Annotated in this window: 11 protein-coding genes and 1 pseudogene; 3 read left to right on the top strand and 9 right to left on the bottom strand. The window is 59.5% G+C overall.

The window, feature by feature from the left end; translation table 11 throughout:
- Nucleotides 1–48 precede the first annotated feature (48 nt).
- The 7 genes and pseudogenes from AC1DX4_RS06155 to AC1DX4_RS06125 all read right to left on the bottom strand — a co-directional run bounded on the left by AC1DX4_RS06155 (nucleotide 49) and on the right by AC1DX4_RS06125 (nucleotide 5,125).
- A complete protein-coding gene (locus tag AC1DX4_RS06155) occupies nucleotides 49–246 on the bottom strand; it encodes a hypothetical protein (RefSeq protein ID WP_477219471.1) in 198 nt (65 codons plus the stop codon).
- Nucleotides 247–317: 71 nt separating this feature from the next.
- A pseudogene (locus tag AC1DX4_RS06150) lies at nucleotides 318–503 on the bottom strand (biotin carboxylase N-terminal domain-containing protein); the annotation flags it as partial.
- 250 nt (nucleotides 504–753) lie between these two features.
- Nucleotides 754–1,128: a hypothetical protein gene (locus tag AC1DX4_RS06145; RefSeq protein WP_477219470.1), complete on the bottom strand. Its 375-nt coding sequence runs from the start codon at nucleotides 1,126–1,128 to the stop codon at nucleotides 754–756.
- A gap of 242 nt (nucleotides 1,129–1,370) precedes the next feature.
- The gene (locus tag AC1DX4_RS06140) at nucleotides 1,371–2,978 is read right to left on the bottom strand and encodes a carboxyl transferase domain-containing protein (RefSeq protein WP_477219469.1); all 1,608 of its coding nucleotides are present in this window, start codon (nucleotides 2,976–2,978) and stop codon (nucleotides 1,371–1,373) included.
- Between the two features lies 1 nt (nucleotide 2,979).
- Nucleotides 2,980–4,143, bottom strand: a complete 1,164-nt coding sequence (locus AC1DX4_RS06135; protein ID WP_477219468.1) for an isovaleryl-CoA dehydrogenase — start codon at nucleotides 4,141–4,143, stop codon at nucleotides 2,980–2,982.
- Nucleotides 4,112–4,756, bottom strand: coding sequence for a TetR/AcrR family transcriptional regulator (locus AC1DX4_RS06130; RefSeq protein WP_477219467.1), 645 nt, complete (start codon nucleotides 4,754–4,756; stop codon nucleotides 4,112–4,114). The genes AC1DX4_RS06135 and AC1DX4_RS06130 overlap by 32 nt, the downstream gene beginning before the upstream one ends.
- An 84-nt stretch (nucleotides 4,757–4,840) precedes the next feature.
- Complete coding sequence (locus AC1DX4_RS06125) at nucleotides 4,841–5,125, bottom strand: acylphosphatase (RefSeq protein WP_477219466.1); 285 nt, start codon at nucleotides 5,123–5,125, stop codon at nucleotides 4,841–4,843.
- Between the two features lie 181 nt (nucleotides 5,126–5,306).
- Between AC1DX4_RS06125 and AC1DX4_RS06120 the strand changes: the two genes are divergently transcribed.
- Entirely contained in the window at nucleotides 5,307–5,837 is a 531-nt protein-coding gene (locus AC1DX4_RS06120; RefSeq protein ID WP_477219465.1) for a MarR family winged helix-turn-helix transcriptional regulator, read from the top strand.
- Here the strand turns inward: AC1DX4_RS06120 and AC1DX4_RS06115 are convergent.
- Nucleotides 5,834–6,946 carry a pyridoxal phosphate-dependent aminotransferase gene (locus AC1DX4_RS06115; protein WP_477219464.1) on the bottom strand — a complete coding sequence of 371 codons (1,113 nt, stop codon included), beginning with the start codon at nucleotides 6,944–6,946 and terminating at the stop codon, nucleotides 5,834–5,836. The two genes, AC1DX4_RS06120 and AC1DX4_RS06115, sit on opposite strands and share 4 nt — an antisense overlap.
- Before the next feature lie 119 nt (nucleotides 6,947–7,065).
- On the opposite strand from AC1DX4_RS06115, the gene AC1DX4_RS06110 reads away from it, so the two are divergent.
- Nucleotides 7,066–8,745 (top strand): tetratricopeptide repeat-containing sulfotransferase family protein, encoded by a 1,680-nt coding sequence (locus tag AC1DX4_RS06110; protein WP_477219463.1) that lies wholly within the window; start codon nucleotides 7,066–7,068, stop codon nucleotides 8,743–8,745.
- 426 nt (nucleotides 8,746–9,171) lie between these two features.
- A complete protein-coding gene (locus tag AC1DX4_RS06105; RefSeq protein ID WP_477219462.1) occupies nucleotides 9,172–10,851 on the top strand; it encodes a tetratricopeptide repeat-containing sulfotransferase family protein in 1,680 nt (559 codons plus the stop codon).
- A 327-nt stretch (nucleotides 10,852–11,178) separates the two neighbouring features.
- On the opposite strand, the gene AC1DX4_RS06100 is transcribed toward AC1DX4_RS06105, so the two are convergent.
- Nucleotides 11,179–12,354: a porin gene (locus AC1DX4_RS06100; protein WP_477219461.1), complete on the bottom strand. Its 1,176-nt coding sequence runs from the start codon at nucleotides 12,352–12,354 to the stop codon at nucleotides 11,179–11,181.
- Nucleotides 12,355–12,452 lie beyond the last annotated feature (98 nt).

The raw sequence follows: 12,452 nt of genomic DNA, 5'->3' as shown, positions 1-12,452 counted from the left end.
GCGGGAATTTTGGTTTGCCTGTGCTGATGAATCTGTTGGTCCATCAGTTCAGCCTTTCCGGAGCGCAGCAACGGTTCGCTGGTATAGTTGCGCCGTATGCTCGTCGAAGCAGCAGAAGATGATGGTTTCGGGCATGTTTTTCTCTTCGACGACCATGCTGACCGTGCCGACAGCGATCTCGGTCGCCTCGTCTTTCGGGTAGAGGTAAACACGGTCGAGATCGCCGGAAACGCCACTGTGCGGCAATCATTGGCGGCCGCGAGTTCTAGCGACCTGCGATAGCAGGACGCCAACAGTTCGGCTTCGCCCTTGCCGCCGCGCAGATAACTTTCGCCGACAGGCGAGGGGCCGATATGAACAGCCTCGTCGGCCATCTCGACATGCAGCGATTTCGCGTCGGCATCCGAGTAGACGGCGACGGTGTGCACGCCGAGCTTGCGAGCCGTGCGGATGACACGGCAGGCGATCTCGCCCCGATTGGCGATCAGGATCTTGCTAAACATGAAGCCTCCGCAGCCAGAGCTTGCTGAAAGCGACGCAGGCGCTCCCTCACGCCCCCCTCGGCCTTGCCGGACATCTCGCCGACAAGCAGGGAGATCGGCAGTTGCAGCGCCGTTTTTCTTTCAACGGCGGCAAGCGGTGGAAGCCTAGGTGTCGGTTGATTTTCCCATTTGCGGGAGAGATGTCCGGCAGAACAGAGGGGCGTGCCATCTCCCTTACCAAGGGAGTACCCGGTTTGACGCCCAGTTGTCCCTATTTTGACAAAGCGATCTCGCAACCGCCGCCGGTTGTGACCTTGTAGTGGCTGCGGGTGGCCAGGCAGGATTTCATAGCCAGGTCTTCTGCTACCTTTACCGATGGCGCGTTGAGGTGCGCGCCGCAGATTATGTAGGATGACATTATCCGAGCATAGGGCGTTGTCGCGTACGCTGAATGGCCGCTGGCTGCCACATAGGCCTTGTAGGTTCTGGTGCAGGGATCTTTGGGATTTTGCGGCAGGTACGGTGGGAAACGCTGGTGTCCCTCGCTTCCTGCCAGCGACCCGGCTATGCCCACACCGGAAGCCGCGAACACCAGTAGTGCAGAAAGTATTGCTGTAGACGCTTTCCGCAAATATTCCGTCGTCATTTTTTTCCCATCCCCGTTGCATAGTGCGGAACGAGAAATAGCAACTATTTTCCATCGCTGCCAGCTTCGTGGCCAAGGCTCGCAATATTGTGAGCGGATGGATGGCCTCATCCAAAAAGCACACTTTTCGCCGGAGGCAGCAATGGTCGACCAGTATAGTTTCGTCATGTGCGATGGCATCGACGTCGAGTTTCGCGGTTTGGCCGGTGCGGGTGCGCATCCCGTTGTCGATGCCGTGCATCTTACATCCTGAACACGCCGAAGCGTGTCTCCTCGATTTCGGCGTTGAGCGCGGCAGACAGGCTGAGCGCCAGCACCTCGCGCGTCTTCGCCGGATCGATGATGCCGTCATCCCACAGGCGCGCGGAAGAGTAGAGCGGATGGCCCTCATGCTCGTATTTCATCAGGATCGGCTTCTTAAATTTTGCTTCTTCCTCGGCGCTCCATTCGCCGCCCTTGCGCTCGATGCCTTCGCGCTTGACCATGGCAAGCACGGTTGCCGCCTGCTCACCGCCCATCACCGAGATGCGCGCGTTCGGCCACATCCACAGGAAGCGCGGGGAATAAGCGCGGCCGCACATGCCGTAATTGCCGGCGCCGAATGAACCGCCGATGATGATTGTCACCTTCGGCACCCTCGCGGTGGCAACCGCCATCACCAGCTTGGCGCCGTCCTTGGCGATGCCGCCTGCCTCGTATTTCCGGCCGACCATGAAGCCGGTGATGTTCTGCAGAAAGACAAGCGGGATCTTGCGCTGGCAACACAGCTCGATGAAATGCGCGCCCTTCAGCGCGCTTTCGGAAAACAGCACGCCGTTGTTGGCGATGATGCCGACCGGCATGCCATGGAGATGGGCAAAGCCGGTGATCAGCGTTGCGCCGTAGTTCTGCTTGAACTCGTCGAACTCGGACCCGTCGACAAGGCGCGCGATCACCTCGCGCGCATCGTAGGGCTGACGCAGATCCGTCGGCACGATGCCGTAGAGCTCATCTGCCGGATGAAGTGGCAGAATCGACTTCTGTAAGTGCAGGCTTACGGTCTTGTTCCGATTCAGGTTTTTTACGATGCGACGGCAGATGGCGAGCGCATGGTCGTCATCCATCGCATAGTGGTCGGCGACGCCGGAAAGCCTGGTATGAACGTCCGCGCCGCCCAGATCCTCGGCGCTGACATCCTCGCCGGTGGCCGCCTTCACCAGCGGCGGGCCGCCGAGGAAGATGGTTGCCTGGTTGCGCACCATGATCGTCTCGTCCGACATCGCCGGCACATAGGCGCCGCCGGCCGTGCAGGAACCCATGACGCAGGCGATCTGCGGGATGCCGGCGGCAGACATGTTGGCCTGGTTGTAGAAGATGCGGCCGAAATGCTCACGGTCGGGAAACACCTCGTCCTGGTTGGGCAGGTTGGCGCCGCCGCTGTCGACCAGATAGATGCAAGGCAGATTGTTCTGCAGCGCGATCTCCTGTGCGCGCAGGTGCTTTTTCACAGTCAGCGGGTAGTAGGTGCCGCCCTTCACCGTGGCATCGTTGACGACGACCATCACCTCGGTGCCTTCGACACGGCCGATGCCGGCGATCATGCCGGCCGACGAAATCTCCTCGCCATACATCGACCACGCCGCGAACTGGCCGATCTCGAGGAAAGGCGAACCGGTGTCGAGCAACTGTGCGAGGCGTTCGCGCGGCAACAGCTTGCCACGCGAGACGTGGCGCTCGCGCGCCTCGTCCGAGCCGCCGCGCTCGACGGACGTGGCTTTGTCGGCGATGTCGGCGACCAGTGCGCGCATGCGTTCGGCATTGGCGCGAAAGGTGTCGGAGGAAGGCGAGATCTGGGTTTGGAGGACGGCCATGCTACACCCCCTCCGCCATGATCTCGCGGCCGATCAGCCAGCGGCGGATTTCGCTGGTGCCGGCGCCGATCTCGTAGAGCTTGGCGTCGCGCAGCAGGCGTCCCGCCGGATAGTCGTTGATATAGCCGTTGCCGCCCAGCAGCTGGATGGCATCGAGTGCCATGAGCGTCGCCTTCTCGGCGGCAAACAAAACGCAGCCGGCGGCGTCCTTGCGGGTGGTCTGGCCGCGATCGCAAGCGGCGGCGACGGCATAGACATAGGCGCGAGCCGCATTCATCACCGTATACATGTCGGCCAGCTTGCCTTGCACCAGCTGGAATTCGCCGATCGGCTGGCCGAACTGCTTGCGCTCGTGCACATAGGGGATCGCCACGTCGAGGCACGCCGCCATCAGGCCGATCGGGCCGCCGGCAAGCACCGTACGTTCATAGTCTAGTCCCGACATCAGCACCTCCACGCCGCGGCCTTCTTCGTGCAGGACGTTGTCGAACGGCACCTCGACATCCTCGAACACCAGCTCGCCGGTGTTGGAGCCGCGCATGCCGAGCTTGTCGAGCTTTTGCGCCACGGAGAACCCGGCCATCGTCTTCTCGACGATGAAGGCGGTGATGCCGCGCGATTTCCGCTCCGGGTCGGTCTTGGCATAGACGACCAGCGTATCGGCGTCCGGCCCGTTGGTGATCCACATCTTGGTGCCGTTGAGCACATAGCGGTCATTGCGCTTCTCGGCGCGCAGTTTGAGCGAGACAACGTCGGAGCCGGCGCCGGATTCCGACATTGCCAGCGCACCGACACGCTCGCCCGAGCACAGCGGCGGCAGGAATTTTTCCTTCTGCGCCGGCGTCGCCCAGCGGTTGATCTGGTTGACGCAGAGGTTGGAGTGGGCGCCGTAGGAGAGACCGACCGAAGCCGAGGCGCGGGAAATCTCTTCCACCGCAATCACATGGGCGAGATAGCCCATGCCGCTGCCGCCGAAATCGGGATCGGCGGTGATGCCGAGCAGGCCGAGCGCGCCGAGCTCGCGCCACAGATGCGCTGGAAATTCGTTGTCGCGATCGATGTCGCCGGCGATCGGCGCGATCCTGTCCTGGGCGAAGCGCCGCACCAGGTCGCGCAGCGCCTCGATGTCCTCGTCATGCCCGAAGCTGAGTGTGTTCGTGTACATGCCGTTCCTCCCCGGTATCCATCCTCGCGCCAACCAGGCGCATTGTCATTGCAAGATATGTCGCCGTTACTTCAGGGACCGACAGCCGCTCGCCGGGCCGGAACCAGACGATGACGCCGGTCATCATCTGGATCAGCGCCATGGCCGTCAGGCCGGTGTCCTCGATGTTGAAGACGCCGGCCTCGGCGCCGTCGCGCAAGATGGTGCGCAGTTCCTTTTCGTAGACTGTGCGCATGCGCAGGATCTGTGTCAGCCTGTCGGGCGACAGGCTGCGCAATTCCATGTTCGACACATGCGTGGCGTGCCGGCGTTCGATGTGGAAAGCGATGTGGTTGCGCACATAGGCCGCAAGCTGCTCCACCGGATCGGCATCGATTGGCCGGGCATGCTCCCAGGCCTCGCGAAGCCCTTCCATATGCTCGCGCATCAGCGTGAACAGCAGGTCTTCCTTGGTCGGGAAATAGCGGTAGAGCGCGGCCGCCTGGACGCCGACCTCGGCCGCCAGTTGGCGCATCGACATCGCCTCGTAGCCATAGCGTGCGATCAGGTTGACCGCCGCTTCGCGGACTGCCGCTTCGGTTCGTTCGCCGTCGGATCCTGTGGTGCGCGCCATGATCGCCTCGTCAATGTGGAGATAATAAAACGAACGTTCAATTAATTCAAGGGCGCCTGGTGAATTCAAGTGACGCGCATGCGCCTATCCGACGATCCTGAAGTCTCCGGGCGCGGTCCAGGTCTCGATCTCCTCGACATCGATCCGTGAGACTGAAGCGCCCCGCGGGCCTTGCCAAAGTCGTTCGATCATGGCCGAAACAGCCGGGTCGGCGCCGGCAAGCCATGCCGTTACCGAGCCGTCTCTTTCATTGCGCACCCAGCCCGCCAGCCCAAGCCCTGCCGCTTCGCCTCTCACCCAGATCCTGTAGCCGACGCCTTGCACCCTGCCGTGTACGCTGGCCTGCACTGCCCTTTTTTGATCGTTCATCTCGCGCTCCCTTGCATAGAGTCTGGCGCAGGATCGAGCGAAGGCAACTGGCTTGAAGGGAGGCTATTGAATATGAGCCGAGGTTGTTCGGAAGATAGGTGACTTGATCCAATAAATAATTGACTTGGTCAACTTTTGCGTCATGATCTGCCGACGTGGAATCTCATGGAAGGCGCATGACATGCACGCCGATCGGAATGCTTTGGTCAGCGACCTCAGGTGCTTCAACCGCTTCTATACCGGCCTGATCGGGCTGCTCGACGACACCTTGACGCACAGCGCCTATACGCTGACCGAGGCGCGGGTGCTGTTCGAACTGGGCCGTCGATCCGGCCATATTGCCGCCACCTCTGACGGCAGGGCAGGCTTTCTGGCACGAGCGTTTCAAATCGATTTCGGACCAGCAGCGTCCGACATCGCCCAGGAGCTCCATTTGGAGCCAGCCTACGTCCTGAGAATCCTTCGAAAACTCGCTGCCGCCGGCCTGATGGAAACGCGTGCCGGCCCCGATGCCCTGCGCGGTCGCGTCCTCTCACTCACCGTCCGCGGCCAGGCCGCGCTTGCCACGCTCCAGGCGGCCGCGGATCGCGATCTCGTCCGCCTGACAGCGGACTTAGGCGACGAGGAAGCCGCCGAACTATCCGATATTTTGACACGTGCCATGTATCTGCTCGGCGGCGCGCCGGCATCCGGGAGCGGGGAAATTACCTAGTTCCCTCGCGCAGCGGCCAAGGCGCCGGGCAACTCCTCGGCGAAAATATCCAGTTCATGATCAAGACCGACGCTGACGCGGATGCAGCGGTCGAGCCCGGGCGCCATCGGCTTGCGAATGAACACGTCGCGCGACAACAGCCCCTGCAGCACCTTCAGCGCGAAGGTGCCGTCATGGCCGCAATCGATGGTGACGAAATTGGTCGCCGAGGCCAGCGGCTTCAACCCGTTCTGCTCGGCGATATCAGCGATGCGCCGGCGCCCGGCGGCCACCCGCGCCACCACCGTCTCGAGATAGGCCTGGTCGGCGAGTGCCTCGACGCCGGCGATCTGCGCCATGCGGCTGACGCCGTAATGGTTGCGGATCTTCTCGAAGTCGCGGATCACCTCGGCCTCCGCCACCGCATAGCCGCAGCGTATGCCGGCAAGCCCGTAAGCTTTTGAAAAAGTTCGCATGCGGATGACATTCGGGCGCGACGTGTCGATCGGCGGCAAAGCCGAGGCCGGCCCCAATTCGCCATAGGCCTCGTCGAGCACCAGCATGGTGGTCTGCGGCAACGCTTCGATGAAGCGGATCACCTCGTCCGCCTCCCACCAACTGCCCATCGGATTATCCGGGTTGGACAGATAGACCAGCGGCGCCTTCTCCTTGACGACCGCAGCGAGCAAACCGTTCAGGCTTTCGTGGTCGTTCACGTAAGGGACGGTTATCAGCCGCCCGCCGACGCCGGCAACATGGAAGTTGAAGGTCGGATAGGCGCCGAGCGACGTCACCACGGCATCGCCAGGAGCCACATACATGCGCGCCACCAGGCTGAGCAGCCCGTCTATGCCTTCGCCAACAACGACGTTCTCGACCGCCACGTCGTGATGCGCGGCAGCTGCAACCTTCAGATCGAAATTGTCGGGATCGCAATACATCCACATGTCGCGGGCGATCTCGGCCATGCGGGCGATGACGCGCGGCGAAGGACCAAAACTGCTCTCGTTGGCACCGATGCGGGCACGGAAGGCCCGCCCGCGCTCACGCTCCTGCGCTTCCGGGCCGACAAACGGCACCGTTGAGGGAAGCGCGGCGATGATGGGTGAGAGGGCAGGGCGCTGGTGCATGGCAGAGGCTCGCTGGAAAAGGGCCTTCTTGCTAGCGTGAGCGGATGGCAGGTGCAAGCTCACCGCCGTCCGCAATCGCAGCACTGGATTCCATCGCGTCTTTTTGGTAGCGAGGCATCATGAACAATCGTTTACCGCCTGTCTGGTCAAAGCATCTCAAGTCCGGCCCCGCGCCGAATCTGAAGAAGCAGTCAAATCTGCCGCAAGCGAATCTCTTGAAGGAGAGTTCTCAGCGGCATGCTCAGGGCGACGACGCGCTGCTGAAGCAGGCGTACGAGCATGAACAGGCAAAAGAACTCGATGAGGCGCAAGACCTGTGCTTTCGAGTTCTGGCCCGCACTCCAAACCATCCACTTGCTCTGTATATCCTTGGGACCATATACTTGGGCTATGACGATGAAAAGGCGTTGCGATACTTCGCTCGTGCGGTCGGTGAGGAGCCTAACAACCCTTATTATCACCTGAGCCTTGCCGAAACCTATCTAAAGCTCAGTGAGTTTTCGCCGGCGATCAAGCATATGGAACATGCTTTGAAACTGCAGCCCGATCTTGTGGAGGCACTTTGTGCATTGGGTCGGGCCTATAACGAGTTTGACCAACCCGAAATGGCTTTGCCTCTTTTCGAAAAGGCGCTGAAGCTTAATCGTGATCATCCCAAGGTTCGAGTTGGACTTGCCGGCGCGCTTACCAGCCTAGGGCGCATGGACGATGCAGCCGTGTACCTAAAAGAGGCAATCGAACGACGTGTATCACTTCCGGCTGCCTACAGTGATCTCGTACAGACGAAGAAGTTCACAGAGGAGCCTGCAGAGCTCCAACCCATCCTTGGTGAACTCCGCAATCCAAAGCTTGATTCGGAGGGTGCGGAAAAACTTCACTATGCAGCCGGCAAGGTCCTGAACGACCTCAAGCGTTATGAGGAGGCATTCCACCATTTCAGGAAGGCGAAACAGGCTTCCGGATACACGTTCGACATCGATTTTTATCGTCGCTGGGTCGACTCGATGATCGAGACTTTCACACCTGAGATGCTGGCTGCCAGGGTTGGATATGGAAATCCATCTGAAGTTCCTGTGTTCGTGGTAGGCATGCCTCGCTCGGGCACGACGCTGACGGAACAGATTTGTGCCAGCCATCCCGAAGTTCATGGTGCCGGGGAACTGAGCAAGCTAAGGCGGGTCGCGAATGCGCTTGAACGTAGAACATCATCTGCAGGAGATTTAGGCCAGTCGGTGATGTCGATCACCCGAGATCTCTCCACAGTGCTGGCCCAAGAACATCTATCATATCTGAAAGAGCGGGCGCCCACCGCACTACGCATCGTCGACAAGATGCCGCACAATTTCCAACTGATCGGGCTAATCGGCCTTCTCTTTCCCAACGCGCGCGTCATTCATTGCCGTCGTGACGCCATCGACAATTGCGTATCTTGCTTTGTCCTGAAATTCAGCGAAGCACATGGTTACAATTGCGATTTACAAACGCTTGGACTTTATTATCGTGAATATGACCGCCTGATGCAACATTGGAATAAAGTTTTTCCGGGACTTATATTTGAGAACCGATATGAGACGTTGGTTGAAGATCAGGAGGCGCAGTCACGCCGCCTTATAGAGTATCTGGGGCTGCCTTGGGATGACGCCTGCCTGCGCTTCTTCGACAGGGATGGATCGGTCAACACGCCCAGTCGCTGGCAGGTTCGTCAACCGATCTACAAATCCTCCGTGAAGCGCTGGAAAAATTATGAAAATGAAATTCAGCCTTTGATAGAATCGCTAGGTGATCTCGCCGACATATGAATGAGAACTGCTTCCTAAACCGGTTTCGTTTTTATTGGATACATTGGTTGTTTTTCGTTCCAATTTTAGGCCTTTGCCGCTGACAGATTGGCATTGGTAGTATCCGGCATGCACAGGCTGCGGGTTCGGCTCGACGACAAGTGCTTGCTCAGTCTCGAGGCTTCTTGATAGCAAGGCCTTCCTGCCCGCGTGCATGGTTGGCGCGCCGCTTGCGTTCTTTCGACAGGGATGGTTCGGTTAGCCGCTCGCAGGTTCGGCAGCACATCTGCACTTCGCCCGTCGGGCCGGACGTATCATGCGAACGGAATCCAATCTTTTGCAATCTCGCGGAAATATGATTTGCGCTACGGGTTCAGTAAGGGCAAGCGTCAATCGAGAGGGCCATCAATAGCCGGATTAAACCGGCCTTGTTACTAGTCAGAGATGATGAACAATCGCCTTCCCCCCGCCTGGTCCAAACACCTCAAATCCGCCGCTGCGCCTAAACCTGGATTGCCACGGCCAGCTCCGGTGCAGGCAAGTCTGCCGAAAGCAAATTCGTTTGCACGCCCACAGGCTGACGACTTGTTGCTGAAGCAAGCCTATGAGCATCAACAGGCCAAGCGGCTTGGCGAGGCTCAGGACCTGTGCCTGCAGGTTTTAGCACGCAAGCCAAACCATCCGCTGGCGCTCTACATCATGGGCACCGTCTGTCTGGGCTACGACGACGAGGCGGCTCTGCGTTATTTCGCACGCGCGGTCGGCGAAGAGCCTAGAAACCCCTATTATCATCTTAGCCTCGGTGAGGCCTATGGCAAGCTGAGCGAATTTTCAGCCGCGATCAAACACATCCGGTATGCCTTGGAAGTGCAGCCCGATCTTGTCGAGGCCCTGTGTGCCCTGGGTCGCGTTTATACTGAGTTCGACAAACCCGAACTGGCCTTGCCGCTTTATGAGAAGGCGCTGAAAATTAGCCGCGATCACCCCAAGGCGCGGATCGGAATAGCCGCCGCGCTCACCGGCCTTGGGCGCATGGAAGAGGCCGGCGTCTATCTCAGAGAGGCGATCGAACGCCGCATTGACGTGGCGGCGGCTTACTACGACCTCGTGCAAAGTCGAAAGTTTACCGAAGAGCCTGCGGAACTCCAATCGATCCTTCGCGAACTCGACGGTCCACGACTTAAATCGGAGGCTGTGCAGAATCTGCATTATGCAGCCGGCAAGGTGCTGAACGACCTTAAGCGCTACACCGAGGCGTTCCATCATTTCAACAAGGCTAAACAGGCCGCCGGCTACAAGTTCGACATCGATCAGTATCGTCGTTTCGTGGACCTGACCATTGAGACCTTCACGCCGGATCTGTTTGCCAAAAGGTCCAGCTACGGGATCCCTTCCGAAGCCCCTGTGTTCGTGGTCGGGATGCCGCGCTCGGGAACGACACTGACCGAACAAATATGCGCCAGTCATCCCGACGTTCATGGCGCTGGCGAGCTTAGCAAGCTGAGGCGCGTAGCGAACGCCATCGGTCTGACAACCTCAGCTTCTGATCTGAACAAGCCGATTATCACAGTCACCGAAGGCTTGTCCAAGACGTTGGCCGAAGAGCATCTTTCCTATCTGCGCGAGCGCGCTCCGACTGCGCGGCGCGTCATCGATAAAATGCCGCACAATTTCGAATTGATCGGCCTCCTCACTTTGCTCTTTCCCAATGCCCGCATCGTTCACTGCCGCCGCGATGCCATCGACAATTGCGTGTCATGCTTTGTCCTGCCTTTCAGCTCGGCACACAGCTACAATTCAGACCTGCGGGCACAAGGCCTCTACTATCGCGAATATGACCGCTTGATGCGTCACTGGAACGAAGTTTTTCCTGGTCGTATCTTTGAAAATCGCTATGAGACGCTCGTGGAGGATCAAGAGGCGCAGTCGCGCCGGCTCATCGATTATCTCGGCCTGCCTTGGGATGACGCATGCCTGCGCTTTTTCGACAGGGAAGGGGCGGTCACCACGCCCAGCCGCTGGCAGGTTCGCCAGCCGATCTACAAATCGTCCGTCAAGCGCTGGAAAAATTATGAAAACGAGATCCAGCCCTTGATCGAAGCGTTGGGCGACCTCGCCGACGTTTGACCGATAGTTTCCAGGCCAAAGTATGTCGAAGAGCTAAGCACAGAGCGAATCTCAGAGATCGCGACGCGTTTTATAGGGTGGTCTGGCGCTTGGCGGAATCGCCAATGCGCCGTAGCCATCCTCTGGCTTGTCCCGATTATCCCTGTCGAACTTATCTGTGACCTCGCCGTGATTCCGGCTGTCGAATGCAGCGCTGGGTAACCTGGCTATTGCTGATGCATGTCGCCGAAAGCGCGTAGCGGCGTTGGAACAACGGTATGCATCAAACAAAAAGAAAACCCGGCGGTTGCCCGCCGGGTTCTCCTATCTCCCGAGAAATATCTCGTCTTAGAAATCGCGCTGGAAGCGGATGATACCGCCGACATTGTCCTTCTTCTCGGCACCAGCCCAAACGTTGCCGGCGGCAATAGCGCCAGAACCAACGCGCTGGTAGTCGATTTCCGGCGTGATCGTGAAGCCGGGAACAACGGTGTAGGCAATGTTTGCCGCAACCGCATAGTCCTTCCACTGATCACCCGACACCTGGAGGTTGAACGAGGCCTTCTCGTTGAACTTGTAAGTGGCGCCGGCCCAGGCACCCCAGTGACCACCCCACGGCTTGTAGAAGCCGCGGCCGAAAGCTGGATCGGCCCCCAAATCGTTCAGCTTTCCTTCGCTAGCATAGCCGAACATGCCGAACAGCGACAGTGCGCTGGACACGTTCACGTCCACGCGAACCTTGCCCGAGACGTATTCGTAGTTGCTGTCATAGGCGACGACGCCAACCACATCACCCCAGCCCTGCGTGTACTTCACGCCGCCGACGACATGCGGAACATAGCTGTCGACCGTGGCGCGACCATAGCTGTAAGTAGAAGTACCCCTTGCCAGGCCGCCGCCGCCCGAACCCTCTTCGAGAGAGGCCACAGCCGAGAAGCCGTTGCCGGCGTCGAAGTAGTACTGAACGACACCGGTCTTGAACCCGCCGTAGGGAACGATGGTGTCGTTGATGACATTGCCGGCGTAGCCGACGAACGTGTCGAATGCCGACTCGTCCTCGCCTACACGCAGGCCGCCAAGCTGAATCCAGGCGAAGTGCTGGTCGATGTTGTTTCCAGCGCTATTTCCGTCGCCGTTGTCGAGGGGTGAGTTCTGGAAGTTCAGGCGCGTCTCGGTATAGGTCTTCAAGGTACCGAGCTCGGTTTCCTGGCCGGTCCAGGTCTTCAGCGTGAAGCGAGCGTCTTTGTAGTAAGTGCCCTGGTTCTTGCCGTCGACGACGTCGTCGGCGCGTGCGCCGGTGAACGTGCCGACATCGCCAGCGCCGATATCATAACGGACATAGCCGCCGATGCGCAGGCAGGTTTCGGTGCCGGGGATGTAGAAGTAGCCAGCGCCGTAGACGTCGCAGATCTTGACGTATTCAGCGGGTTCCGGCTCGGCGACGACGACGGCGTCGGCGGCGCGCGCACCGGAAACTGCGATCAGGGCCGCAGCGGAGCCGAGGAGAAGGCTCTTAATGTTCATTTTCTGACCTCCAGTCAGAATCGGACGAAACAGCCGCTTGCAGGGTGCTGGGTGAAGCCAATGGAATGGCATCATTCTCAGTCATCTATTTGTTATTG

Source organism: Mesorhizobium sp. P3_A8 (genome assembly GCF_056402995.1).
This window is presented reverse-complemented; position numbering and strand designations above follow the sequence as displayed.

Coding starts and splice junctions, on each gene's coding strand:
- AC1DX4_RS06145 (WP_477219470.1), bottom strand. CDS start 1,128: ATGACGACGGAATATTTGCGGAAAGCGTCTACAGCAATACTTTCTGCA.
- AC1DX4_RS06140 (WP_477219469.1), bottom strand. CDS start 2,978: ATGGCCGTCCTCCAAACCCAGATCTCGCCTTCCTCCGACACCTTTCGC.
- AC1DX4_RS06135 (WP_477219468.1), bottom strand. CDS start 4,143: ATGTACACGAACACACTCAGCTTCGGGCATGACGAGGACATCGAGGCG.
- AC1DX4_RS06130 (WP_477219467.1), bottom strand. CDS start 4,756: ATGGCGCGCACCACAGGATCCGACGGCGAACGAACCGAAGCGGCAGTC.
- AC1DX4_RS06125 (WP_477219466.1), bottom strand. CDS start 5,125: ATGAACGATCAAAAAAGGGCAGTGCAGGCCAGCGTACACGGCAGGGTG.
- AC1DX4_RS06120 (WP_477219465.1), top strand. CDS start 5,307: ATGCACGCCGATCGGAATGCTTTGGTCAGCGACCTCAGGTGCTTCAAC.
- AC1DX4_RS06115 (WP_477219464.1), bottom strand. CDS start 6,946: ATGCACCAGCGCCCTGCCCTCTCACCCATCATCGCCGCGCTTCCCTCA.
- AC1DX4_RS06110 (WP_477219463.1), top strand. CDS start 7,066: ATGAACAATCGTTTACCGCCTGTCTGGTCAAAGCATCTCAAGTCCGGC.
- AC1DX4_RS06105 (WP_477219462.1), top strand. CDS start 9,172: ATGAACAATCGCCTTCCCCCCGCCTGGTCCAAACACCTCAAATCCGCC.
- AC1DX4_RS06100 (WP_477219461.1), bottom strand. CDS start 12,354: ATGAACATTAAGAGCCTTCTCCTCGGCTCCGCTGCGGCCCTGATCGCA.